Source organism: Ectothiorhodospira lacustris, assembly GCF_022227785.1.
Taxonomy (GTDB): domain Bacteria; phylum Pseudomonadota; class Gammaproteobacteria; order Ectothiorhodospirales; family Ectothiorhodospiraceae; genus Ectothiorhodospira; species Ectothiorhodospira lacustris.
Genome location: NZ_JAJNQM010000006.1, coordinates 36,204 through 62,723, shown reverse-complemented (window position 1 = coordinate 62,723; position 26,520 = coordinate 36,204). Strand labels below are relative to the sequence as shown.

Here is a 26,520-nt window from a genome sequence, read left to right as displayed (position 1 = left end):
CAAGGCCACCCGCAGGATAGCATCCTGTTTCGGGTGAAGATGGTAGCGACCCATATTGAGTGCTATACTTGAACGTTTCAGTCCCGGCCAGAGCCTCCCCGGTTTGCGCACAGGTCCCAGCTTGAGCAGGTTTCCATGAATCACGAAGAACAGCAATCCCGCCTGAAGGAGCTCATCGCCAAAGGCAAGGAACAGGGCTTCCTGACCTATGCCGAGGTGAACGATCACCTGCCGGACACCATCGTCGATCCCGAACAGATCGAAGATATCATCGCCATGATCAACGACATGGGCATCACCGTCCATGAGCAGGCGCCTGATTCCGACAGCCTGATCCTCTCCGATAGTTCCGTCTCCACCGACGACGACGCCGCCGAAGAGGCCGCCGCCGCGCTGGCCTCCGTGGATGGCGAATTCGGCCGCACCACCGACCCGGTGCGCATGTACATGCGCGAAATGGGCACGGTGGAACTGCTCACCCGCGAAGGCGAGATCCAGATTGCCAAACGCATCGAGGACGGCCTGTCCCAGGTGCTGTTCGCCCTGGCTCACTACCCCCAGTCCATCGCCTCACTGCTGGCCGAGTGGGAACAGGTGGAAGCGGGCGAAACCAAGCTCACGGACGTGGTCGTCAGCTTCATCGACCCCAATGCCGACGAAATCGCTGCCGTCTCCCTGCCCAAGGAAGACACCCCTTCCGTGAAGGCCGCGGAAGACGGCGATGACAGCGATGCCGACGGCGACGGTGATGACGACGACGGCGACGACGAAGCCGCCCCCGAGGACACCGGTCCGGACCCGGAAGAGGCCCGCATCCGCTTCACCCACCTGAAGGGCATGTACGAGAAGGCCATTGCCCACGCCGGCGCCGACAAGCGGGAAGAATACCGCCAGGCCCGGGAGGAGCTGGCTCGCTACTTCATGGAGTTCAAGCTCGTGCCCCGCCTGGTGGATCAGCTCACCGCGGACCTGCACGGTATGGTGGAACGTATCCGCAATCAGGAGCGTGCCATCATGCGCCTGTGCGTGGACACCTGCCAGATGCCCCGCAAGGACTTCATCCGCACCTTCCCGGAAAACGAAACCAACCTGACATGGCTGGATGATTGCCTCAAGGGCAAGACCAGCAAATACAAGGAACTGCTGGCGGAACATCGGGATGACATCCTGCGCGCCCAGAAGCGTCTGGTGACCATCGAGGAAGAGTCCAGCCTCACCATCGGTGAGATCAAGGACATCAACCGCCGCATGTCCATCGGCGAGGCCAAAGCCCGCCGCGCCAAGAAGGAGATGGTGGAAGCCAACCTGCGTCTGGTGATCTCCATTGCCAAGAAGTACACCAATCGCGGCCTGCAGTTCCTGGACCTGATCCAGGAAGGCAACATCGGCCTGATGAAGGCGGTGGACAAGTTCGAATACCGCCGCGGCTACAAGTTCTCCACCTATGCCACCTGGTGGATCCGGCAGGCCATCACCCGCTCCATCGCCGACCAGGCACGCACCATCCGTATCCCGGTGCACATGATCGAGACCATTAACAAGCTCAACCGCATCAGCCGGCAGATGTTGCAGGAGATGGGTCGGGAGGCCACCCCGGAGGAGCTGTCCCAGCGCATGGAGATGCCGGAGGACAAGGTGCGTAAGGTGCTCAAGATCGCCAAGGAGCCCATCTCCATGGAGACGCCCATCGGTGACGACGAGGACTCCCACCTGGGAGATTTCATCGAGGACGTGAACGTGCAGTCTCCGATCGAATCCGCCACCCGGGAAAGCCTGTCGGAGACCACCCGCGAGGTCCTGGCCAGCCTGACCCCCCGGGAGGCCAAGGTCCTGCGCATGCGCTTTGGCATCGACATGAACACCGACCACACCCTGGAAGAGGTGGGCAAACAGTTCGACGTCACCCGCGAGCGCATCCGCCAGATCGAAGCCAAGGCCCTGCGCAAGCTGCGCCACCCCTCCCGCTCGGAGATGCTGCGCAGTTTCCTGGATCTGGAATAACTGAAATAATGGAATAACTGGAATAATTAAGCCTGGTTCACCGCCAGGCCGCCCCCGCAAACGCGGGAGCGGGTCTGGCGGTGAACAACAAGACGCGCCACGCCAGGGGCAGAAACACCCCCCGCAAATGCCGGAAAACCCGGGACAAGCTTCCCCTGTCGCCCGATCTCTTGTATCTTCCCCTATCCTTGATTTCCTTCCCCTTGGGCCTGTAGCTCAGTTGGTTAGAGCAGGGGACTCATAATAGAATGGGCTAGGTTGCCAACAGGTACAAAATAGTTATATATTTCAATCGGTTGCACCGAGTACGCAAAACGCGAAATTTCTTCATGTACGCGTAAAGTACGAACCGCAAACAGTTTCGGGCCCATAGCTCAGTTGGTCAGAGCACTCGACTCATAATCGATTAGTCGAGGCCTGAAGGAAGCGTTAGAATTACCACCTTCGAAGCCTTGGCTTGCGAAGGTAAAATCAGAAAAAGGGCCTATAGCTCAGTTGGTTAGAGCAGCCGACTCATAATCGGTAGGTCGCAGGTTCAAGTCCTGCTGGGCCCACCATCTACCGCCAAATTGTCCCAAAGGTACAATTTCGGTACAGTCAGAAACACTGGAACTGTACCGAGGCTCCTATGGCGACACTGGTAAAGACACCCTCCGGCACCTGGAAAGCCGTCATCCGCAAAGTCGGCTTTCCAACAGCAACCAAAACCTTCCGTACCAAACGGGATGCTGAAGACTGGTCACGTCGAACAGAAGACGAGATGGTGCGCGGCGTTTACATCCAACGCGCTCCGTCCGAGCGGATGACAGTCGCTGATGCCCTCAAGCGCTACCTGGCAGAGGTCTCGCCCACCAAGCGACCATCTTCAGCAGCCAGCGACGCTCGGCACTCCAAGCCGTTAATTCAGCACCTCGGCAAGTACTCCCTGGCCGCCCTCACCCCTGAGATCATCGCCAAGTATCGTGATGACCGACTGGCAGGGCTGGATAGAAAGGACGCCAAGGGAAGACCCACCCCCAAGCCCCGCTCCCCGAACACAGTCCGCCTCGATCTGGCACTGCTGGGCCACATGTTCAGCACCGCGATCAAGGAATGGGGTATTGGCCTGCCAAGCAATCCAGTACAGAACATCCGCCGCCCCTCACCGCCACCCGGTCGCGAACGGCGTCTTAGCCTGGACGAAGAAACACGACTGATGCAGGCAGTCGATGCCCACAGCAACCCAATGCTCGGCTGGATTGTTCGTATCGCCCTGGAAACAGGCATGCGTTCGTCGGAGATCACCACCCTTCGCCGGAGCCAGGTCGATCTGAAACGGCGCATTGTGCGCCTTCTGGAGACGAAGAATACCCTGCCCCGCACCGTTCCCCTGACCAGTGCCGCAGTAGACATATTTCGTCAGGCCCTGGCCAACCCGGTTCGACCCATTGATACCGATCTGATCTTCTTCGGGGAGCCTGGAAAAGATGGTCAGCGTCGGCCCTACAATTTCAACAAGGTCTGGTTGAACACCAAGGAAAGTGTCGGGCTGAAAGACCTACGATTCCACGACCTTCGCCATGAAGCGGTCAGCCGTTTTGTCGAAGGCGGTCTGAGCGACCAACAGGTAGCGGCAATCAGCGGCCACAAGTCCATGCAGATGCTGCGGCGATACACCCACCTGCGAGCGGAGGACCTGGTAGATGAGCTGGATGCCATCTCGACGCGCAGAGCAGGCAAGCAACAAGACGCCAAAAATCCAAACTGACGGATCGTCATTACAGCCAGCTAAGCGCAGAGCCCTGCGCTATGTATGTAGTATGTTGTAGTAGCGTACAACATACTACATACATGACTCTGGCCGATGCCCTCGAATTTAGCCGCTAAAATCCAGCCGCCCTGCGGATATCAGTGCCAGGTGCTATCGTCACCTGCACCGTCTAGCGGAAAATCGTCAGGTTCCGCGGCGTCACCTTGAAATAGCTGTGCGCGCAAACTCTTCGCCACCACCATGCGTTGCTGTTCTGCACGCAACTGCTGTTTCAGCAATTCATTTTCGTCCGTCATCCAGGGTGCCCAATAAACCGTATCCTCAGGCGCTGCCGATCCGCTGCCGAAATACGCAGAAATCCAATTCTTGAGCGGCGTGACCAACCCGTAACGAGAAAGTATTTCCCGGGTACCCAGCATCGACATAAGGCCTTCAAGCAAGACCCGCAAAGCAGTTGATTTGATCTGCCCAAGCACATCCCAGGCACGAACCACCCGAATTGCAGTGACAAAACACTCCAGCTCCGAAACGACAGAGTCTAGCCTGCCCCGAAGACACTTGGTCTGAAACGCAAAGACCCTGGCCAAGATCACATCCTCGAAGAAAAACTGGCTCAACCCATCTTCGGGCCAGTCGCCCCCAGGCATCAAACGATCAGCCATCCGGAAATCGTCCGGCGTTATGCTTCCCCACAAGGCATCCCATAAGGGCACCATCAGCGGGCCGACTTCGTAGACGGTGCGTGCTACCTGAAACACTTCGCAATTTGCACAGAGAATATCCGCTCTCGGAGAGATATCTCCCCGTCGATAGCGATATATGGTTGCCTGGTCAACATCATCAAAAGGCATCCAGTCACACATTTCAGCGGGCGCTCTTTCCCCTGCCAAGAAGTGATACCAGGCGATCGTTTTCATGCGTTCACTTTCATGCCTGGCTGGCCTTCCACGGGAGCGATTCGACTTTTCTTTCTTTTGCGTGATATTCGGCATTTCCGCGCCTGTATTCATGATCATGCCTTCCTTCTAATGGTGGTTACCGAAGCCCTGCGAACATTGAACTTGTTGGGCGTATTCACAAGGAGCCAACCGATGACCACCGAAGAACAACTTCTCGACCGTTATGGGCCGCTGCTGTCACTGACAGAACTTTCAGAGCTACTTAAGCGTAGTCCAGATGGTCTCCGCATAGCTTTGCGAAGTCAAACTGAGTTTGCGCAGAAATGGAACGCGGCCAAACGCAAATTAGGTCGGCGCGTATATTTTCGTGCAAGCGATGTTGCCGAACTTATCGACGAGGCATGAGGGCGATGATGTGGATGATACTGTCATTGTTCGTCGCAAAGTCCGGTCGAATTTCACCACCCTACCCAATGAGCTTATCCGGGACCCCAATCTGTCCTGGAAAGCGCTGGGAATCCTGGTGTTCGTGCTGTCACTTCCGGACAACTTCCGACTTCGCCTGTCCCACCTGTCCAAGCAGAAAAAGTCGGGGCGAGACGCGACGCGAACAGGGCTCCAGGAGCTACAACAAGCAGGCTATCTGCGAATCAAGCGAGAGCGTGGAGAACGAGGAAAATTCAGTCACACGACCTGGCTCGTGTCAGACCATCCCGAGTACCGGGATCATGATTCACCACGTTCGGATTTTCCAACTACGGTAAATCTAACTACGGATAACCCGTATTCGGAAAACCCGACGCTAATAAATACTAAGGATAAAAAGAACTGAGGTTACTAAAGACTCAGATTAATAAAACGGCTTGCGCCGTGACGTGAACGCCAGGAGGAAGTGATGGCCCCGCATTCGAAATGCGTGATGAAGATAAAACAAGATCGTTTTACCTGCTTCGAAATGGAACGCCCTTCGATATGTCGCACTCACCTGGAGTTAAAACTAAACCAACGATTGCGCGCATACGAGGCACATCACAATCAACAGCAAAGAAATAGCGCAACAAGATCACTGTTACCCCGCTACCGAATCGCTGTTGCAGCACTGTTAAACGTCATTATACCGCTGTTTTATCGCCTATTTGCATGAGGTAACTGGAATTGCTGTTCAGCAGCAATGAAATAGCGATGAATTGCCTGGCGTGCATGTGAAAGATTGCATGTTGAGCACAGGGCAGGATGTGTGAAGTTAGCTAACCGTCAAGCCGGTTATCTATCTTCACTGGATCTTATTCACACCCAAGGGTGTTCAACGCTCATCCTGCTCTGCGAGGCATCGGCTACCGCCGAAAGGGTTCAAGAGAGGCTGGCAATGATGAAAGAGACGAGCCGCAAACGCCGACACCATCTTCGGGTTCCGGTACTGCCTGAAGAGAAAATCCATATCGAACAGCAGGCCAAACAGGCCGGAATGAGTGTTGCCCGTTATTTGCGGGAGGTGGGTCAGGGCTACCAAATCAAGGGCGTCACGGATTACCAGCGGGTGCGAGAGCTTGCCCGCATAAATGGTGACCTCGGTCGCCTGGGAGGGCTGCTCAAGCTGTGGCTAACCGACGATGTGAGAACCGCAGCTTTCGGCCCGGAAACGATCCACCGCCTTCTGGCAAGGATCGAGGCCACCCAGGACCAGATGACCCTGGTAATGAGGACCATTGTTCGGCCTCAGGCTGATCGGTGATTTTAGCCGCTAAAAAAATGACACCGTGATTCAAACAAAAACGGCCGGGCTTCGGTGTCGCTCTGGTCAATTACCGAATAGCTCCGTGGCGCGGCTACTCGATGACGCTTGCCACTTTCAGCAAAGGCTATCGACCATGAGAACTCGCAAAATTTTAGCGGCTAAAACCGCGTTCCTGATCTCACTCGCCATCGGTGGCGGCTCGCTACCGGCTCAGGCCGGGATTCCAGTCATTGACGGGGGCAACCTGACGCAAAACGTCATGACTGCCATCGAGTCGGTGGCGCAAACACTCAAGCAGATCGAGCAGTATCAAACCCAGCTTCAGCAGTACGAAAACCAGCTACAGAACACCATGGCTCCGGCCGCGTATATCTGGGACCAGGCCACCCGCACGATGGACAACCTGCGTGCGGCAATGAACACCCTGGATTACTACCAGACCCAGCTAGGCAGCCTGGATGCCTATCTCGGCAAGTTTCAGGACGTGGCCTTCTACCGTGGTTCGCCGTGCTTTAACGCCACTGGCGGCTGCACAGACGCCGAATGGGCAGCCATGAACGAGAACCGCCGCCTGGCGAACGAAAGCCAGAAGCGCGCCAATGATGACCTGTTCCATACCCTGAAACAGCAGCAGGATGCACTGCAAGCAGATGCACGCACACTGGAACGGCTCCAGCACAGCGCCCAGAGTGCGTACGGGCAAATGCAGGCCCTGGGCTATGCCAACCAACTTGCCAGCCAGCAGGCTAACCAGCTCTTGCAGATGCGCGCCATGTTGCTCGCGCAGCACCAGGTTATCGCAACACGGATGCAAGCCGAGGCCGACCTCGATGCCAAGCAACAGGCTGCCCATGCCGCTTCCACCGAATCGCGAATAGCGCCGACCAGCAGCCCCAAGAACTGGCTCGAACTGGCCCGCTGACAAGGAGAGGCACCCATGAACAAATTCACTATTCCGATGCTGGCAGGCTTCTTTCTCGCCATCACTGGCTGCGACAACACCCCACCCGCCCCGACCATGCCGGATGTCAACGATGCCAACTGCCAGATGGCAAAGATAATGAAGATCCCGGACAGGGCAACTCGGGAGACGTTTGCCGGGTTGTGTTCACGCCGGCCAGCCGGCAGCGGCATTGCCCCCACCGAGCAGCCGCTTAACTGGCTGGAGTTGAACGGGCCGCAAGACCAAGAGGGCAACTGATGAACACCAAAACCAAAGCAATCCTGAGCGGTGGAGTCCTGTTGCTGCATTCGAGCCTTGCCAGTGCAAACCTGACCAACCAAGGGATTCTCGACCAGGTAGTAACCGACTACGCCACCCGAGCAACCAGTTGGCAGTACGTCATTATCGATGCTGCTTCGTGGCTGTTCTGGACGCTGGTGGTGATCTCGATGGTCTGGACGTTCGGAATGATGGCCCTGCGCAAAGCGGACATCGGCGAGTTCTTCGCCGAGCTGGTCCGTTTCATCATCTTCACTGGCTTCTTCTGGTGGCTGCTGGTCAATGGCCCGGCGTTTGCCAACTCGATCATCCAGTCCTTGGCCAGAATCGGTGAGCAGGCGGCCGGCGTGTCCTCTGTCACGCCGTCCGGCATTGTCGATGTGGGCTTTATGATCTGGAAGCAGGCCATCAATAACCTGTCGGCCTGGTCGCCCGTCGATAGTCTGGTGGGTGCCGTATTGAGTGCCGCAATCATGCTGCTTCTGGCCCTGGTCGCCATCAACATGCTGCTGATGCTGATCACGGCCTGGCTGATGGCCTATGCCGGCATCTTCTTCCTGGGGTTCGGCGGATCGCGCTGGACCTCTGACATGGCGATTAACTACTACAAGACCGTCCTTGGCGTTGCCGTTCAGATCATGACAATGGTGCTACTGGTCGGCATTGGTAACGACATGCTGTCTACGTTCTACGCCAGGATGAACCAGAACGTGCTCAACTTCGAAGAGCTTGGCGTCATGCTGGTGTTCTGCATGGCGTTGCTGTTGCTGGTTAACCGGGTGCCGCCAATGGTAGGCGGGATCATCACAGGTTCCGGCATCGGATCTGCCGGCGGCATCGGCAACTTCGGTACCGGAGCAGCGGTAGGTGCCGTTATGGGGGCCGCTGGAATGGCAGCGGGCGCAGCAAGCGTGGCAGGTTCTGCCGTCATGGGTGGTGCGGCAAATCTGGCGGGTGGCGGTTCAGCGATCAAGGCGGCGTTCGACAAGGCACAAGCCTCGATGTCGAGCGGGAGCGACATGCTCACCATGGGAGGAATGTCAAACAGTAGTCCTGGCGGCACTGCTACCAACGCCGGCGGTGACGGCAATGCCGGCAGCAGCCCGTTCGCCCAGGCAGCCGGGTTTGGTGGCAGCTCAGAAAGCGGCGCAAAGCGGGCTGTTAGCCTCGCGGCCGGCACGGCGGGCAACCTGGCCAAAGGCATCGGCGCTGTGGCCGCTGAGAAGATCAAAGACCGCGTTGCGGATACAGCAGGCGGTCGCCTGGCGTCATCGCTACGGGCAAGCACCCCGTCGTTCGAGGGTAACAGCCTGGTTGGCACAGCCGAGCATACCGGCCACAACAAGAGTGAGTCCTAACCCACTATCCACCAACATCGCCCCGGCATAGTCCTGATCACAATGATCGCCACACTGAATTAAAATGTTGGCAATGGACGCATGCTGGCGCGTGCCATATACTTCCTTAAACAATCATGGCCCCGATTCCAGCATGAGTCTCAGGAATGTCCAACGAACAGCTTGACGGCCTTACCCAGCCGCAGCGCGACCGCCTTGCCTTTGTAGAGCTGCGGGTGCGCTTCATTGGGGATATCCGCCGCCAGGATCTGGTATCGCGCTTCGGCATCCAGTCCGCCGCTGCCACGCGGGATCTGGCGATCTACAAGGAACTGGCGCCAGGCAATATCGACTACGACACCAAAGCCAAGTACTACGTACTCGGCGAGCACTTCAAACCCGTTTTTGACTTCCAGACCGAGCGGGTCCTGGCTTGGTTGACCCAAGGGTTTGGGGACGGCGAACCATCCCGGCTGAGAGCATGTGTAGCCAGTGAGATCCCATCCAGACTCACGCATCCGGATCTGGACGTACTGGCCGCCGTCACCCGGGCCATTCACCAGGAGCGGCCGCTGGCCTTCGAATATCACTCCATTTCCAGCGGCCGCACCCAGCGCGAAATCGTGCCCTTTGCTCTGATCGACAACGGGCTGCGCTGGCACGTCCGCGCCTTTGATCGCAAAACCCAGGAATTCAGGGATTTCGTGATTACACGGATAAAGCACCCTACGGCCCCACGGGATGCCGGCGTGCAAGCCCACGAGCGCAGTGACCAGGATATCCAGTGGACCCGCATCGTGGAGCTAGAACTGGTTCCGCATCCAGCGCAGCCGCGCCCTGAGATCACCCAAATGGATTACGGCATGGAGGACGGCAGCCTGCGCATGAAATTGCGGGCTGCCACGGCGGGCTACATCCTGCGCAAATGGAGCGTTGATTGTTCCCCGGATCACAGCCTGCGGGGGCCAGCGTATCGCCTGTGGTTGAAAGACCACCTTGCCATTTATGGCGTCAAGAGCGCTTTGCTCGCACCCGGCTACTGCTCGTCAGAGCAGCAGCAAGCGGCCGAACTGGACTGAGGCCGCCATGCTGGAGCAGCTCGAACAACGAATTAACGAAGTAGGCGCCTTGCAAACCAAGCTGGTCCTGCTGATTGGCCGCCCTGGTAGCGGCAAGAGTGCCTTGATCGGTGCATTAGCAAAGCAGCACGGCATCTGTGTGATGAATGTCGGTGCCGCCCTGGGCCGCCAGTTGGCGGCGATGTCTCAGCGGCAGCGAGCACTCCAGGCAAATGTGGTTCTGCGAGATCTGGCCGATGAACATGCCAAGGGCGACCTGCTGTTGCTCGACAATCTCGAGTTGCTGTTCGACCGCTCGCTCAAGCTGGACCCGCTGGATCTGCTCAAGCGCCACGCCCACGGCCGCCGCGTAGTCGCGGTGTGGCCGGGTGAGCTGCGCGAAGGCCGGCTCGTCTATGCCGAGATGGGGCATCCGGAATATCAGGACTACGGCCTGGGTGGCCTGGTTCCATTTGAAATTGAATTGTTGGGGTAAAGGGGAAGCACATGCGCTACGGGGATCTTATTCAGTTCGAGCCGATTGAGTCGGTCATTCAGCTGCTCGACGCCAATCGGCCCAACGAGGCCAAGAAGCTCGTCGCCACCTATGTCATTTCCGATGACATGGCCGAGCGTATTGCCAAGCAGATGATCCCGCAGCTCTCCTTCGATGAGTCGGTTGACCATAAGGGCGTGCTGGTGGTCGGCAACTACGGCACCGGTAAATCGCACTTGATGTCGGTGCTGTCGCTGATCGCCGAAGACGCCGCCTATGTGCCGATGGTTCAGCACCCCAAAGTCGCCGAGGCGGCCGGCAGCATCGCCGGCAAGTTCAAGGTGCACCGCATCGAGATCTCCAGCCAGATGTCCCTGCGCGACATCATCACCCAGGAGCTGGAGATCTTCCTGGAGCAGAAGGGCGTCAGCTACGCCTTCCCGCCGGCCGACAAAGTCGTCAACAACAAGGCCGCGTTCGAGGAAATGATGGCTGCCTTTGACGAAGTACACCCTGGCAAGGGCGTGCTGCTGGTGGTCGACGAGTTCCTTGAGTTCCTGCGCTCGCGCAAGGATCACGACTTGGTGCTGGATCTGTCCTTCCTGCGCGAGATCGGTGAAGTCACCAAGCACCTGCGCTTCCGCTTTGTGGCTGGCGTACAGGAAGCCATTTTCGACAACAGCCGCTTCCAACATGTTGCCGACAGCCTGCGCCGCGTAAACGAGCGTTTCGCCCAGGTGTTGCTGGCCCGTCAGGATGTCAGCTTCGTGGTCGCTGAGCGTTTGCTGAAAAAATCGGCTGACCAGCAGCACAAGATCCGCACCTACCTCACACCCTTCGCCAAGTTCTACCACAACATGAACGAGCGAATGGATGAATACGTGCGACTGTTTCCGGTGCACCCGGACTACATCGGCACCTTCGAGCGCCTGATTTTTACCGAAAAGCGCGGCGCACTGGTCACCCTGCGCGACCAGATCCAGGCCATCCTAGACGATGAAGTACCCACCGACCGCCCGGGCCTGATCGGCTTCGACAAATTCTGGGAAACGGTCACATCCAACTCGGTATTGCGCTCAGACCCGAATATCGGCCCTGTACTCAATGTCGCTGAAGTGCTGGGCGAGCGCGTGCAGAAAGCGTTTTCTCGCCCCGCCTACAAGGCCATGGCCATTCGCGTCATCAAAGGCCTGTCCGTCCACCGCCTGACCACCGGCGGCGATATCTACGTGCCCGTTGGGCCGACCGCAGAAGAGCTGCGCGACACCCTCTGCCTGTACCAACCCGGCATCGAGGACATGGGGGGCGAACCGGCCGACGACCTGCTGACCGCAGTGCAAACCACCCTGCGCGAGATCGTCAAGACGGTGAACGGCCAGTTCATCTCCAAGGCGCCCGACACCGAGCAGTACTACCTCGACCTCAAGAAAGACGTCGACTACGACGCACAAATCGAGAAACGCGCCGAAGCCCTGTCCGACGACGCGCTGGATCGCGCCTACTACGGCGCCCTGATGCAGCTGATGGAGCGTACCGAGGAAGACACCTATGTCACCGGCTACCGGATCTGGCAACACCAGGTGGAATGGCAGGAGCGGCGTGTCGAACGCAACGGCTACCTGTTCCTTGGCGCCCCTAACGACCGGCCGACAGCCCAGCCGGAACGTGATTTCTACATCTACTTCATCCAGCCGTTCGAGCCACCACGCTTTCGCGACGACAGCCGCACGGATGAGGTGTTCTTCCGCCTGAAAGGCCTGGACGATGCCATCAAGCGCTATCTGGCCTGCTATGCCGCAGCCCAGGAGCTGGCGTCATCAGCCAGCGGTGGCGCCAAGTCGGTGTATCTGGACAAGGCCAAAGAAGCCCTGCGCGACATGAGCAAGTGGCTGCAGGACAAGCAGATGACGGCCTTCGAAGTCACCTACCAGGGCAAGACCAAAACCCTGCAGGAGTGGGCCAAGGGCGTTTCCATGCGTGACAAGCTGCGCCTGGGGCCGGATGAGCGCGCCAACTTCCGTGACATCGTCAACGTTACCTCAGGCCTGGCCCTCGGCACCCATTTTGCCGACCTGGCACCGGAGTACCCGACGTTCTCCGCCCTGGTCACCGAAGCCAACCGCAAGCAGCTCATTGGCAATGCGCTGAAGGCACTTGCCGGCGGCACCCGCACCAAGGATGCCATTGTCATCCTCGATGCCCTGGAAATGCTCGATGGCGACCGCATCGAGCCGACCCGCTCCCGTTACGCCCAGGAAGTCCTCAGCCGCCTCACCGCCAAGGGCCACGGCCAGGTTCTCAACCGGGCCGAGCTGATCAGTGGCGCCACAGATGTCGAGTTCTTCGCACCGATACGCTTCCGCCTGGAGCCCGACCTGCTGATGGCGGTGCTGGGTGGCCTGGTCTACTCCGGCGATATTGTGCTCGCCATCACCGGCGACAAGATCGACTCCGGCAAACTCTCCCTGCTGGTGGAGCGCGCCCTGGACGATCTCAAGACCTTCAAGCACGTTGAAGCCCCCAAGGAGATCAACGTCGCCGTTCTTCGCTCACTGTTCGAGCTACTGGGCCTGCCAAGCGGATTCGCGCAGATGGCCACCCAGGGCAAGGAAGAGCCCGTCAAGGAACTACTGGAAGCCGTTGCCAAGCTGGTCAACCGCGTGCTCACCGTGGGTACCGACCTGCAAACCCGTCTGAGCTTCTGGGGTCAATCCCTGCTGCGTGAGGAAGAGCTGCGTGATTGGCGCAGCCGCCTGGAGGCCCTCAAGAGCTTCCTGGAAAGCCTGTCCCCCTACAACACCGTGGGCAAGCTGAAGAACCTGCGCATCACCCAGGCCGACATCGAAGCACAACAGAAGAACCTGGACGTGCTCTCCGCCGTTGAGAAACTGCGTGATCTGGTCGCCGAGCTGGGTAGCGTGGCTGGCTATCTGTCCCAGGCGGAAATGGTCCTGCCGAGTGACCACCCCTGGGTGCAGCAGGCGCAAGCGGCCCGCAAGGGCATTCTTGACAAGCTCGCCCAAGACAAGAGTGCAGCCCAGGCCGCCACCTACCGCCAACAATTGGCTGCGCTCAAGAAGGACTACATCAACGCCTATGTGGCCCAGCACAGCAAGGCACGCCTCGGCGTAGCCGAGGACAAGACCAAGACCGCCCTGCGCCGGGATTCGCGCATCACCACGCTGCGCGCCCTGGCGGGCATCTCGCTGATGCCTACCGGACAGCTCACCAGCTTTGAGGACAAGCTGGACAAGCTCAAGAGCTGTGCCTCTCTGGTCGAAGCCGATCTGGCCAACAGCCCGGTGTGCCCGCACTGCGGTTTCCGGCCGGCCAACGAGCAAGCCGACCTGCTGCCAGCCGCCAACGTACTCAAAGCTTTGGATGAAGAGCTGGACCGCCTGCTCGAAGGCTGGCAACAGACCCTGCTGGACAACCTCGACGACCCCATCATCCAGGCCAACTTCGAGCTGCTAAAGGGCAACCAACGCGAGCTGATCACCAACTTCCTGGCGTCCAAAACACTGCCCGACCCGGTCACGCCGGAATTTGTGACCACCATCCAGGAGGCGCTGTCCGGCCTGGAGAAGATCCTGGTCACCGGCGACGACATCAAGCAGGCACTGCTGGCCGGCGGCTCTCCGGCCACCCCGGAAGACCTGCGCCGCCGCTTCGAGTCATTCATGACTGAGCGCTGCAAGGGCAAGGACGCCAGCAAACTGCGGTTTGTGGTGGAGTGACCGTGACCGAAACCACCGTACAGACAACCTCTGAACAAGTGACTGAACAAGGCGCAGTAGGCTTCTGCTACAGATGTTCAGTTACTTATTCAGCTGATCAAGATTCGACCGCAAGTTGTGGGTCTTGCCAACTTGCATGCCAACAGACAACGGACGCACAGCAATGAATTCGACTGATACCCTGGACTTGAGATCAGAGTCCACATCAGGCCCGGTGGAGTGCCTGGGCCAAACCTTTCCCAGCGATCAGGCTCGCCGTGAGCATTACCTGAAGCTGCTGGCCGAAAAGCTGAAAGGTCCGGAATTCCGCAAGCAGGAAGGCTTTCCGCAGGGCACCGATGAGGCGATTCTAGCAATGTCCGATCCGCCCTATTACACCGCCTGCCCGAACCCTTGGCTGGCGGAGTTCGTCGAGCATTACGGCAAGCCGTACGATCCGCAGCACACATATAACCGGGAACCCCTAGCCATTGACGTATCGGTCGGCAAGACAGACGCCATCTATCGGGCGCATTCCTACCACACCAAAGTGCCGCACCTGGCCATTGTGCCGTCGATACTGCACTACACCCAGCCCGGCGATATCGTGCTGGACGGCTTTTCGGGCTCCGGCATGACCGGTGTTGCCGCCCAGTGGTGTGGAATTGCACCAGCCAGCTATCGGCACGAGATCGAGATGGCCTGGAAGCAGGAGGGACGCAAAGCCCCCCAGTGGGGCGCACGGCGCGTTGTACTGAACGACCTGTCGCCGGCGGCAACTTTCATTGGTGCAAACTACAACATCCCTTTTGATGTTGATGCCTTTGCGAAAGCAGGCAAACAGTTGCTAAAAGAAGTCGAGCAGGAAATCGGTTGGATGTACGAGACCCTGCACAGCGATGGCAAGACGAAGGCGCGGATCGAGTATACCGTGTGGAGTGAGGTGTTCAGCTGCCCTGAATGCGCCGGAGAAGTGAACTTTCTCGATGAGGCACTGGATACTGAGAGTAAGCGCGTACGTGAAAGCTTCCCGTGCCCGCACTGCAACGTAGTCCTCACAAAGAAAAAGCTTGATCGACTTTACATCAACACGCTCGACAAGGTTACAGGTGAAACGCTATCAACTCCTAAGCGTGTACCCAGCCTGATTGCATATCGCATTGGCAAAACAAAATACGAGAAAAAGCCTGATGCGGCGGATTTGGCACTTCAACAAAGAATTGATGCCATGCCACTGCATGACGATGTACCTGTGGTCGCGTTTCCCTTCGCGGACATGTGGGAGGCGCCTCGCATGCGTGACAAGGGGATTTCTCACACTCATCACATGTTTCTTCCACGCGCTGCCCAGGCGATGGGCTTGCTGTGGACGAAAGCCCAGACGCATCCGGACACAAGGGTTCGTGCCTTTTTACTGTTCACTGTAGAGCAGGCCATTTGGGGAATGACTGTTCTTGCGCGCTACGCGCCGACCCATTTTTCTCAGGTCAACCAGTATTTGGCAGGCGTGTACTACGTATCCTCACAGCATGCAGAGTGTAGCCCTTGGTACATTCTCGGTGGAAAACTTGATCGGTTGGTCAAGGCGTTTCAGAAGTATCACGCTAAGCCAGAAGGTGCAGCTGTGACTACAGGAACAGCAGCCCAGCTGCCACTTCCTGATGACTCCATCGACTATATTTTCACCGATCCACCCTTTGGCGAAAACCTACCCTATGCCGAGTTGAATTTCATTGTCGAGGCTTGGCATGGAGTAACCACTCAGGCAAAGCTGGATGCAATTGTGGATCGCGCCAAGGAAAACCGCGCAGCACAGAAGTCGGTTGAGGACTATCGGAAGCTGATGGCCGATTGCTTCAGCGAGTATTTCCGCGTACTGAAACCTGGCCGCTGGATGACCGTGGTTTTTTCCAATACGCAAGCAGCGGTATGGAATGGGCTACAAACAGCCATGCAGCAAGCAGGATTTGTGGTTGCCAACGTCTCCGCACTGGATAAGAAGCAAGGCAGCTTCAAAGCCGTGACCACGGCGGTCGCCGTCAAACAAGATCTGGTCATCTCCGCCTACAAACCCAACGGTGGCTTGGAGCAACGTTTCGCACAACGCGGGGCCACACCAGAATCGGCATGGGACTTTGTTCAGACCCACCTGAAGCAACTACCCGTGGTGAAGATGAGGGACGGCGAACTAGAGTTTGTCGCTGAGCGTGATCCGCGCATCCTGTTTGACCGAATGGTGGCGTGGTTCGTGAGGCATAGCGCGCCCGTGCCGTTTTCCAGTCAGGAGTTTCAGGACGGTCTGCGTAGTCGCTTCCCCGACCGCGATGGCATGGTTTTTCTGTCTGACCAAGTGGCCGAGTATGACAAAAAGCGTGCCCAGGTAGCCCAGGCGCCGCAGATGGATCTGTTTGTTTCTGACGAGCGCAGCGCCATCGACTGGTTGACCGACTTCCTGAAGCGCCGTCCCTCGACCTATCAAGAGGTCCATCCTGAACTCACTGCTCAACTCGGCGCCGGCTGGAAGAAACACGAAGCCAAGCCAGAGCTGATGGCACTGCTGGAAAACAACTTCTTGAAATACGACGGCACTGGCGAAGTGCCCAGCCAGATCCACAGCTACCTCTCCACCAACCACAAGGATCTGCGTGGTCTCGAGAAGAGCGACCCACGCCTGATCGCCAAAGCCAAAGACCGTTGGTTTGTGCCCGATCCGAATAAGGCACAGGATCTGGAGAAGAAGCGCGAAAAGGCGCTGCTCAAAGAGTTTCAGGTGTACCAGGCTTTCACCGGCCGACGCCTTAAGGAGTTCCGCCTGGAAGTGCTCCGCGCCGGGTTCAAGGAGGCCTGGGGCAAGAAGGACTACCAGACCATCATCGCAGTGGCCAAGAAGATTCCCGACGAGGCGCTGCAGGAAGATGAAAAACTGTTGCTCTGGTACGACCAGGCGATGACTCGAACGGAGGAAAGCTAAATGGCCATAATCGAAGGATTCCGCGTACAGAATTTTCGTGCCCTGCGTGATGTGACCCTTGGCAAGCTGTCAGGCGAGAAGACAGGCGATCCACTGACGCCATTCACTGTGGTGATCGGCAAGAACGGCGCCGGCAAAAGCACTTTGTTTGACGCGTTCGGCTTCGTCGCTGATTGCCTAGCAACGGATGTAGAAACTGCATGCGACATGAAGCAGCGCGGCGGATTCGAGCGCATGCGGTCCAAGGGAGTAGCGGAACCGATTCGCTTCGAGATTTACTATCGCGAAGCTCAGAATGAACGCCCGATCAGCTACGAACTTGCGATTGACATGGACGAAAACGGTCGGCCATTTGTTTTGAGCGAAGTGCTCAAGCAAAGGAGAAAGGGCCAGAAATACGGTCGGCCCTTTCCATTTTTACGGTTGGCTCAGGGCAAGGGAACGGTTTGGGCAGGTGAAGATGCCGTCGAAATCGAGGGGCAAGAGGAAGAAAATGTCAGCAATACTGTAGAGCTTACAGACCCTCGAGAGTTAGGGATTTCAACCTTGGGTACGCTCAAGGAGCATCCCCGCATCCGTAAATTCAGGGATTTCCTAAAAGGTTGGTATCTCTCCTATTTCTATCCTGATGCGGCTCGCAGCCTGCCAACAGCCGGACCGCAGCGACATCTAAACGTGCACGGGGATAACATTGGCAACGTAGTACAGTTCATGGAGCGAGAGCATAAGGATCGCTTCAAGAATATTCTGGATCGTATTGCCAGCAAGATCCCGGGAATCACCAACATTGACACGAAAGTAACCGACGATAAGCGGGTGCTGTTACGGTTCGATGATGGTGCGTTTGGAGATCCGTTTTTTGCCCAGCAAATGTCTGATGGCACGCTGAAAATGTTTGCCTATCTGCTATTGCTTGAAGATCCCGATCCGCATCCTTTCATTTGTATTGAGGAGCCGGAAAATGGGCTATATCACAAGTTGCTAGAAGCGCTGGCCCAAGAGTTTCGTGCACATGCGACGGGCAAGAAGAATGCGCCTCAAATCTTCACCACCACTCACCAGCCGTATTTTGTAGATGCTTTAACGCCTGAAGAGGTGTGGATTCTCGAAAAGGGTGACGACGGCTTCTCCACCATTCGCCGGGCTTCCGACCTGGAGGTTGTCAGGAGTCTAGTGGCTGAAGGTCTGCCGCTGGGCGGTTTGTGGTACAGCGACTATCTCGATGAGAGGTAAGCATGCATATCGAGATACTGGTGGAAGATAGTTCAGGCCAAATGTTGCTGGAAACATTAGTTCCGAAGATCTTAGGGGCGCAAGGCGACCCCCACACCTGGCGTATTCACTTCTACAAAGGTATTGGCCGTATTCCTAAAAACCTTAATGCAGGAGGAGACCCAGCCAAACGGATTTTGTTGGATCAATTGCCGAAACTACTTCGGGGTTACGGACGAACACCGGGTATTGACGCTGTAGTAGTTGTGCTCGATTCAGATCGACGTGATTGCGTGGACTTTTTGGCCGAGCTGAAAGCTTTGGCGGCAGGGTGCAATCCTGCGCCAAACACACTCTTTCGCATTGCGGTCGAGGAGATGGAAGCCTGGTATTTTGGCGACCGACAGGCTTTGCTAACAGCTTACCCAAGAGCCAAGACTGATGTGCTGAACCGTTATCAGCAAGACAGTGTTTGCGAAACCTGGGAGCGACTTGCTGACGCCATCTACCCGGGTGGATCAGCCGCCATAAAGAAAGCCGGGTGGCCTTTGCCGGGTCAAGTGAAGCATGAATGGGCGGAAAAAATCGGCCCATTACTCGAACCCGACCAAAATATATCACCAAGCTTTGGCAAACTTCGTGATGGGCTGCGCCGTCTGGCCGTGGAGGCTGGTTAAGTATGAACCAGGACGATTTGCTGGCACGGCTTAACGGCATCGAATGGAATGATTTCGAGTGCAAACGAGCCCAACGTGGTGTGCCGGAGGATGCCTACAAGACGGTGTCCGCCTTTGCCAATACGGTGGGCGGCTGGTTGGTGTTCGGTGTCAGTGAGGCCAACGGTCAGCTGGAGGTGACCGGCGTCGCGGAGCCGGATAAGGTCCAGAATGATTTTCTGGCGGTGCTGCGCGGTGGGCAAAAGCTGAATCGGGTGATTGCGGTCGATGCGCATCGTTTCGAGATCGACGGCAAGCATGTATTTGCCTTCCATGTGCCGGAGCTATCCCGGTCTGAAAAACCTGCCTACCTCAAGGGCGACCCCAGGCAGAGTTATATTCGGCGTGCGGCGGGTGATGAGCAGGTTACCCAAAGTGAGCTGGAACGCTTTCTGCGTGATGCCGCGCAGGACAGATACGATGGCGTGGTACTCACCGACATCCCGGTCGACCAATGCTTTGATGAAACCACCGTGCGCTGGTACCAGGAACAGTTTGCCCGGCGTAATCCCGAGCACGTGGAGATCACTGATCCGATTGCCTTTCTGCTGAACTGGAATTTTGTGGTTGAACAGCGTGGGAAGACATTGCCAACCCGTGCTGGCGTGCTGCTGTTTGGTACAGGGCGCTATGTACGCCAGATTTTGCCCCGCCCTGTGCTCGACTATCAGCGTATCGATACCAGCTTCGACAACTGGTCGGCCGATCAGCGCTGGCATGACCGCTATGTGTTTGAAGAGAACATCTTTCAGGCCTGGCAAGGGCTGGTGGCACGTTATATGCGTCTCGCAGAGCACCCCTTTTCGCTTGACCCGGCGACACTGCGCCGCAATGACGATCCGCCGGATTATGTGGCCTTTCGCGAAGCGGCCATCAACCTGCTGATTCACCAGGATTACGGTGATCACGGCCGCAAGGCATCCATCAAACTCTTTACCGACCGCACGGTGTTCTGGAACCCCGGCGATGCCTTTGCCACCGAAGCGGAGCTGCTGGACCCGACCGAGAAGGAAGTGCGCAACCCGGCCATCGTCAAAGCGTTCCGCCGTATTGGTTTATCAGACCAGGCTGGTACCGGGATTCGCGCCATCTTCCGCAACTGGCACGAGCTGGGGCGCACGCCGCCAAGGCTGAACAACGACAAGGCACGCAAGGAGTTCGAGCTGGAGCTGATTAACCAGCCGCTGGTCACCGAGGCCATGCAGCGCTTCCGTGAAGCCTTGGGCGCCACCCTCACGCCGGAGCAAGCCGATGCGCTGACCCTGGCCCTGACATTGCCGCAAGACGAGCCCTTGTCCCTTACCGCAATCCGTAGCCTGGGCATCAGTACTACCCAGCAAGCTCGGGCAGTGGCCGACCATCTGGTACTGCAGCAGCTGCTGGACAAGCTCAGTGACACCCAATACCAGGTGCGGGATGAGATCCGTCAGCGTTTTGCTCGTGAGACAGAAGTTCAGGCTGGGGACCAAGTCGGGACCAAGTCGGGGCCAAGTCAGGACAAGGCCACCGGGGAAGTCACCGGGGTAGTTACCGGGGTAGTTACCGGGGTAGTTACCGGGGAAGTCACCGGGGAAGTTCGCCGACTGCTGGCCGTCATGTCTGGCGAGATGAGGCGCCGGGAAATTCAGGAGGCACTGGGCCTGAAGCATGAAGACCACTTCCGTGACGCCTACCTGCTTCCGGCTCTGGCCCTGGGTGCGGTCGAAATGACCCAGCCGGACAAGCCCCGCTCCAGCAAGCAACGCTATCGGCTCACCGAGCGAGGCACAGCACTGCGCACTGGTGACACCGAATGACACGGCGACCAGGCGATTACACCATTGGTGATTGGTGCTGGTTCGTCCGGCAGGCGACCCCGTGCCGCGTTGTTGAACGCCAGGACGTGTGGGGCGAGGTGGCCTATCGCGTATGGCTGCCGGCCAAGAATACGGTGGTGCGTGCCCGCGCCCAGGATCTCGATGACCTGGCAGCGGTGCGCCCGGCGGTTGAGCAGATCCTGCATACGGCGGCATCCGCAAAGCTGCTGGACGCTTTGGAAGACAACCTGCTGCTGGCCCCTATCCAGTCCAGTGTGGTGCCGCTACCACACCAGCTGTATGCGCTGAACCGGGCCATGAGCCGCGACCGCATTCGCTACCTGCTGGCGGACGAGGTGGGTCTGGGCAAGACCATTGAGGCCGGCTTGATTCTGCGCGAGCTGAAGCTGCGCGGCATGGTGCGGCGGGTGCTGGTGGTGGCCCCCAAAGGCCTGATACGCCAATGGCAGGCGGAGATGCGTTTGCATTTCGGCGAGCACCTGCGCTTTATCGAAGCCACCGAGCTGGCTGCCTTTCGCGCCTGGCGCGCCGAGGGCTCGCAGAATGACGACAACCTCTGGGCCATGCACGACCAGGTGATTGTTTCGCTGGATTCGGTCAAACCCATTGAAGGCCGCCGTGGCTGGAGCCTGGAACAACTCAACAGCTACAACCGCGAGCGTTTCGAAGATCTGGTTTCCGCCGGCTGGGATCTGGTGATCATTGATGAGTCCCACCGCATGGGCGGCAGTACCGACCAGGTTGCCCGCTATAAGCTGGGCGCCGCTCTGGCCGAAGCGGCGCCCTACCTGTTGCTGCTGTCCGCTACGCCACACCAGGGCAAGACCGATCAGTTTTTGCGTCTGATGCAGTTGCTCGACCGCGAGGCCTTTGTTGATGAAGGCAGCATTCACCGTGACCGGGTGCAGCCCTTCGTCATCCGCACCGAAAAGCGGTCCGCCATCAATGCCGATGGACAGCCATTGTTCAAGCCGCGCTCCACGCGGTTGCAGGCGGTTGCCTGGCAGGCACGGCACACGGCGCAGAAGCAGCTGTATGACGCAGTCACCGACTATGTGCGCCACGGCTACAACCAGGCCATGGCCGCCAAGCAGCGCCACATCGGTTTTCTGATGATCCTGATGCAACGGCTGGTGACCTCCAGCACCGCAGCCATCCGTGCCACGCTGGAAAGACGCCAGGCCTTGCTGGATGCGCCACAGCCACAGGCCAACCTGTTCGATAACGTGGACCTGGACGAATGGGCAGAGCTTGACGGGCAGTCACAACTGGACGTGGCCCTACAGGCCAGCAACTGGGAGCAGGAAAAGGCCGAGGTCGAGATGCTGCTTGATCTGGCTCGGGAAACCGAACGGCAAGGCACCGATGCCAAGGCCGAAGCGCTGCTGGAACTGATCTACAAGCTGCAACAGGAAGAGAACGACCCAGAACTGAAAGTGCTGGTATTCACCGAGTTTGTGCCCACCCAGGCCATGCTGGCCGAGTTTCTGGAAAGCCGTGGGTTTTCCATTGTCCTGCTTAACGGCGGCATGGATCTGGAGGCACGCACCCGCGCCCAGCAGGCATTTTCCCGCGATGTTCGGGTGCTGATCTCCACCGACGCCGGCGGTGAGGGCCTGAACCTGCAGTTCTGCCATGTGATCGTCAACTTCGATATGCCCTGGAACCCGATGCGTCTGGAACAGCGAATCGGCCGCGTCGACCGCATTGGCCAGCCCCATGTGGTGCGTGCCATCAACTTCGTGCTGGAAGACACCGTGGAACACCGTGTCCGCGAAGTGCTGGAGCAGAAGTTGGAGATCATTGCCCAGGAGTTCGGTGTCGATAAAGCCGCCGACGTGATGGACACCGTGGAAGTCGAGCCGCTGTTTGATGAGCTGTTTGTGTATGGCCTGCAAGACCCGGAATCCATCGACAAGGAGTGCGACGCGGTCATCAACCAGGTACGCGAGAAAGTGGCCGCGAGCCGCGCTGATACGGATCTGCTGACCGACGATCACCCGCTGGAAGCGGTTGAGTCCCAGAAATGGCGGGACCACCCGGCGCAGTACTGGCTGGAGCGTGCAGTAACAACCGGCTTGCCAACCCGTGGCGGCGCAGCAGAGCAGTCAGGTCATACCTGGCGTTTAACCTGGGCGGACGGCAGTGAGTCTTTCCCGGTCTGCTTCGATGCGCGAACCGCCGAGCAGAACCCGGAGATGGAGTGGATCACCTTGGAAGATCCCCGAGCCCGTGCGCTGATCGGCGATCTGCCGCGCTGCGTGGCCGGCCAGCCGCTGCCTGTCGTACAGGTAACCGGACTGCCTGACACCGTGCAGGGTACCTGGTCGCTGTGGAGCGTGAGCCTGGCGGCTTCCAACAGCTCGGCCAACTTCACCCGGCGTCGCTTCCTGCCGGTCTTTGTTACCGATGATGGACGCAGCTTTGTTCCCACCGCCAAGCGGATCTGGGATCTGTTGCTGACCGAAGAGGTGCGCCTGACGGCGGACTCGGACAGTGAGCATGCAGCCGCACTCTTTGAGCAATCGCTGACGGCAGCCAAAGGTCAGGGTGAGCGGCTGTTCTCCGAGCTGCTGGAAGAGCACCGAACCTGGCTTGCCGAGGAATGTGAGCGCGCCCGCTATGCCTTCGAGTCGCGTTTTCAGGCCATTGGCCGAATCGGCCTGCCTGCCGTCCGCGAACACCGGCGTAAGCGCCTCGAAACCGAACATCAAGCCCGTATGGCGGATCTGGCGGAAGCAGAAGCCTGCACGCCGGAGCTGAATGCGGTGCTGATACTGCGCATTGGCTCGGCGGGAGGGGCCGCAGCATGACGTACTTATCCAGGGACAATGTCGCCCATCGCAGCACGCTGCTGGCTGATCGCATTCTGAAGGAGTTCCCGTCCGACCTGGCCCGGCTATGGATTGTAGCGGACCCGGACAACGTGCTGCTGGACGAGCAGGTACTGGCCGGACTGCGTGAACGCGGCTTTGATGTGCTGCCGTTCGAGGACAGTGTCGCCTTTCGTGCCGAATACGAAGAACGCTACCGCGCTGCCTGGGAAGCTGGGGAGCCCAATGCACCCAGCGCCCTGGTTATCCAGGTGCGCGATTCCAGCACTGCGGAGCTGCCCTGGGATTACTTACGCCAGGCGCGCAAGGTTAGTCTCTCGCTCGCAGAGCTGTTTCCAAAGCTCAGCTATACGGTGCTAAGGCAGCTGGGTAGTGAGATCCTGCCGTCGCTGTTCGAGGTGCAGGCCCGCCACGCGACTCAAGCGATGGGCGAAGCCGCCACCAAAGAATTTGTGCTGACGCACATCTACCGGGTAAGCCCCCACCTGATTACCAGACCGGAAGACTTATGGCGTGAGCTACTGCGTCTGCACTACCGCGAGACGCTGTTGCCTCAGACCTTGGCCGAGCACATTCACCAGGTGTTGGCCGACCGGCCGGTGTTCGCCAGCAGCCCGATTGCCGAGCTGTTCTCCAACAGAAGTTTTGCGCTGCGTGTGGTGCAGGACGCCTGGTACCGCTACCTGAACAAACTGGGGCTGATCGGCAGACGCACGGCGGAACCGGTAGCGCCGGACTACATACCGAAGATCGACATTCCGTTCGAGCATCACGATATCCGCGTCATCGTTGATTCGATGTTCCTGGACGGCACGCTACACCCGCTGGCCATTCAGGGCGTGCCGGTCAGCTTGCCGGAATGGGCAAAAGCTGGGGTGGTGCAGGACCCCGCAGCGATGCGTAATCTGGTGCTGGAAGGTATCAAGAGCCTCAGTGAAGAGCTGCCTGGCGCCACGTCGTCTCACAGGGATTGGACCCACTTTGCGCGGCGCCTCGGCGAAGTTATTTCACGTTTCCACAGCCTGGATGCCGTGCGCGCAGAAGGCCTGAAGGCGGACATGAAGGACCTGGTGGCTCGCGCCGACAATGAGCTGCAAACCTGGGTTCGGGCGCACTACGCTGACCTACCTTCCCTGCCCGCTGCCAAGGGGCCGGTGATGGTGCATCAAGTGCCACGCTACCTGGCGATGCGCCGAGCTAACGGTGAGGAAAAAATTGCGCTGGTCGTCTTCGACGGGTTGGCTGTCGATCAGTGGACACAAATTCGCGAGAACCTTATCCAGCATGCGCCGCGTTTGATGTTTGATGAAAACGCCTGCTTTGCCTGGCTGCCCACGCTGACGTCCATTTCCAGACAGGTGTTATTCTCCGGCCTGCGCCCACGCGAGTTCGCCGAGCACATCGAAACAACCTCAAAAGAACCTCAGCACTGGACCCGGTTCTGGCAGGACCAGGGATTGCGTGCCAACGAGATCCTCTATCGAAAGGCGATCAAGCGCACTGATGAGCTGCCGGAGTTGCAGGAGCTGCTCTCGAATCCCGCCCTGAAAGTCGCCGGCCTGGTGGTGGATACCGTGGATGAAATCATCCACGGAGCCGTGCTCGGCAAACGCGGCGTGGCTGCGCAGATCAACAGCTGGTGTGAGTCGGGGTTTGTTGATCAGCTTTTTGCGATGCTGCTCGACCAGGGCTTCCACATCTACCTGACGGCCGACCACGGCAATGCGGAAGCCGTGGGCATTGGCCGCCCAAACCAGGGGGTTGCCTCGGAGCTGCGCGGCGAACGGGTGCGCACCTATCGCAGTGAAACCATGATTGCCGAGACAGAAGCTGCGATACCGGACAGCTTTCGTCTCGATATCGCTGGCCTGCCGGCCAACTTTATGCCGCTGTTTGCAGGAGAGCGCGGAGCCTTTGTTCCAAAGGGTGACCAGGTAGTGGTCCACGGTGGCATGTCCCTGGAAGAACTTATCGTGCCCTTTGTGAAAGTGAGTTACGTCAATTGAAAACGACCAATCCGCCTGCCCCAAAAATCGGCTTCGACCGCTACATAGCGCTGGAGTGGGCGTCAGCAGCTTTACGGGTGCGTGCCGGCCTGGCTGAACCCGATGACTTGAATGCCCTGCTGGATGAGGCCGGGCTCGGCGTGGCGGCGCGCAAAAAGACGCGCACCGTACTGAATCGCTTATGGCTCGAACCACGACCGGAACTGGCCAGCTTCGCTGAACGCGGTATCGCCCTCTACAAGGCCAACCCTGGCGTTCCAACCGCTGCCTTGACCTGGGGAATGGCCATCGCCAGTTACCCATTCTTCGGCAAGGTCGCTGAATTGGTGGGCCGCTTGTCCGCACTCCAGGGAGACTGCGCCTCGACAGAAGTCCATCGCCGCATGAGCGAAGTCTATGGTGAGCGGGAAGGCACCTACCGCATGACCAACATGGTCCTGCAGTCGCAAGCCAGCTGGGGTGCCATCGAGCGCGTGGAGAAAGGCAAGCGTCTGGTCCGCCTGAAACCCCTTGTGCTCAACGAAGCCGAAACCATTGCCTGGCTGATTGAAGCTGCCTTGCGCTACGGCGGTAAATCGGTGTCTGTGGCGGCTCTGTCGTCCCTGGCCGTGCTTTATCCACTCGTTCTCGATCAACCGCTGGGCTACCTGGCGTCACAAAGCCCAAACCTGACGCTGCACGCCCAAGGCCCTGGCAGCCAGGTGGTCGGCTTGCGGACAGAAGACTAAGACCGGCCTCAGGCCCGATGAA

At 58.4% G+C, this 26,520-nt stretch carries 17 protein-coding genes, 1 tRNA gene and 1 pseudogene; 18 read left to right on the top strand and 1 reads right to left on the bottom strand.

What is annotated here, in order from left to right:
• Positions 1-129: 129 nt before the first annotated feature.
• The 3 genes and pseudogenes from rpoD to LQ952_RS02425 form a co-directional block, all read left to right on the top strand.
• Positions 130-2,001: pseudogene (gene rpoD / locus LQ952_RS02435) on the top strand (RNA polymerase sigma factor RpoD); the annotation flags it as partial.
• A 480-nt stretch (positions 2,002-2,481) separates the two neighbouring features.
• Positions 2,482-2,558: transfer RNA gene (locus tag LQ952_RS02430), tRNA-Ile, on the top strand.
• 71 nt (positions 2,559-2,629) lie between these two features.
• Positions 2,630-3,748, top strand: a complete 1,119-nt coding sequence (locus tag LQ952_RS02425; RefSeq protein WP_238621068.1) for a site-specific integrase — start codon at positions 2,630-2,632, stop codon at positions 3,746-3,748.
• A 140-nt stretch (positions 3,749-3,888) separates the two neighbouring features.
• Here the strand turns inward: LQ952_RS02425 and LQ952_RS02420 are convergent, their stop codons facing one another.
• A complete protein-coding gene (locus tag LQ952_RS02420) occupies positions 3,889-4,761 on the bottom strand; it encodes a hypothetical protein (RefSeq protein WP_238621067.1) in 873 nt (290 codons plus the stop codon).
• 81 nt (positions 4,762-4,842) lie between these two features.
• Between LQ952_RS02420 and LQ952_RS02415 the strand changes: the two genes are divergently transcribed.
• From LQ952_RS02415 to LQ952_RS02345, 15 genes are all read left to right on the top strand, one after another.
• Entirely contained in the window at positions 4,843-5,055 is a 213-nt protein-coding gene (locus LQ952_RS02415) for a DNA-binding protein (RefSeq protein WP_238621066.1), read from the top strand.
• Positions 5,056-5,887: 832 nt separating this feature from the next.
• Entirely contained in the window at positions 5,888-6,382 is a 495-nt protein-coding gene (gene traJ, locus LQ952_RS02410; protein ID WP_430733752.1) for a conjugal transfer transcriptional regulator TraJ, read from the top strand.
• Positions 6,383-6,518: 136 nt separating this feature from the next.
• The gene (gene trbJ / locus LQ952_RS02405; RefSeq protein ID WP_238621065.1) at positions 6,519-7,307 is read left to right on the top strand and encodes a P-type conjugative transfer protein TrbJ; all 789 of its coding nucleotides are present in this window, start codon (positions 6,519-6,521) and stop codon (positions 7,305-7,307) included.
• 15 nt (positions 7,308-7,322) lie between these two features.
• Complete coding sequence (trbK, locus tag LQ952_RS02400; RefSeq protein ID WP_238621064.1) at positions 7,323-7,586, top strand: entry exclusion lipoprotein TrbK; 264 nt, start codon at positions 7,323-7,325, stop codon at positions 7,584-7,586.
• Positions 7,586-8,965 carry a P-type conjugative transfer protein TrbL gene (gene trbL, locus LQ952_RS02395; protein WP_238621063.1) on the top strand — a complete coding sequence of 460 codons (1,380 nt, stop codon included), beginning with the start codon at positions 7,586-7,588 and terminating at the stop codon, positions 8,963-8,965. The genes trbK and trbL overlap by 1 nt, the downstream gene beginning before the upstream one ends.
• A 146-nt stretch (positions 8,966-9,111) precedes the next feature.
• Complete coding sequence (locus LQ952_RS02390; RefSeq protein ID WP_238621062.1) at positions 9,112-10,023, top strand: WYL domain-containing protein; 912 nt, start codon at positions 9,112-9,114, stop codon at positions 10,021-10,023.
• Between the two features lie 7 nt (positions 10,024-10,030).
• Positions 10,031-10,498: a BREX-3 system P-loop-containing protein BrxF gene (gene brxF, locus LQ952_RS02385; protein ID WP_238621061.1), complete on the top strand. Its 468-nt coding sequence runs from the start codon at positions 10,031-10,033 to the stop codon at positions 10,496-10,498.
• 11 nt (positions 10,499-10,509) lie between these two features.
• Complete coding sequence (locus tag LQ952_RS02380) at positions 10,510-14,235, top strand: DUF6079 family protein (protein ID WP_238621060.1); 3,726 nt, start codon at positions 10,510-10,512, stop codon at positions 14,233-14,235.
• A 163-nt stretch (positions 14,236-14,398) separates the two neighbouring features.
• On the top strand, positions 14,399-17,185 hold the full coding sequence (locus tag LQ952_RS02375) for a DNA methyltransferase (protein ID WP_238621059.1): 2,787 nt from the start codon (positions 14,399-14,401) through the stop codon (positions 17,183-17,185).
• Positions 17,186-18,418 carry an AAA family ATPase gene (locus tag LQ952_RS02370; protein WP_238621058.1) on the top strand — a complete coding sequence of 411 codons (1,233 nt, stop codon included), beginning with the start codon at positions 17,186-17,188 and terminating at the stop codon, positions 18,416-18,418.
• Between the two features lie 2 nt (positions 18,419-18,420).
• Positions 18,421-19,074, top strand: a complete 654-nt coding sequence (locus LQ952_RS02365) for a DUF4276 family protein (protein ID WP_238621057.1) — start codon at positions 18,421-18,423, stop codon at positions 19,072-19,074.
• 2 nt (positions 19,075-19,076) lie between these two features.
• Positions 19,077-20,909 (top strand): RNA/DNA-binding domain-containing protein, encoded by a 1,833-nt coding sequence (locus tag LQ952_RS02360; protein WP_238621056.1) that lies wholly within the window; start codon positions 19,077-19,079, stop codon positions 20,907-20,909.
• The gene (locus tag LQ952_RS02355) at positions 20,906-23,743 is read left to right on the top strand and encodes a DEAD/DEAH box helicase (protein WP_238621055.1); all 2,838 of its coding nucleotides are present in this window, start codon (positions 20,906-20,908) and stop codon (positions 23,741-23,743) included. Before LQ952_RS02360 ends, LQ952_RS02355 begins: the two co-directional genes overlap by 4 nt.
• Positions 23,740-25,770, top strand: coding sequence for a BREX-3 system phosphatase PglZ (gene pglZ, locus LQ952_RS02350; protein ID WP_238621054.1), 2,031 nt, complete (start codon positions 23,740-23,742; stop codon positions 25,768-25,770). Before LQ952_RS02355 ends, pglZ begins: the two co-directional genes overlap by 4 nt.
• Positions 25,767-26,498, top strand: coding sequence for a hypothetical protein (locus LQ952_RS02345; protein ID WP_238621053.1), 732 nt, complete (start codon positions 25,767-25,769; stop codon positions 26,496-26,498). Before pglZ ends, LQ952_RS02345 begins: the two co-directional genes overlap by 4 nt.
• Positions 26,499-26,520 lie beyond the last annotated feature (22 nt).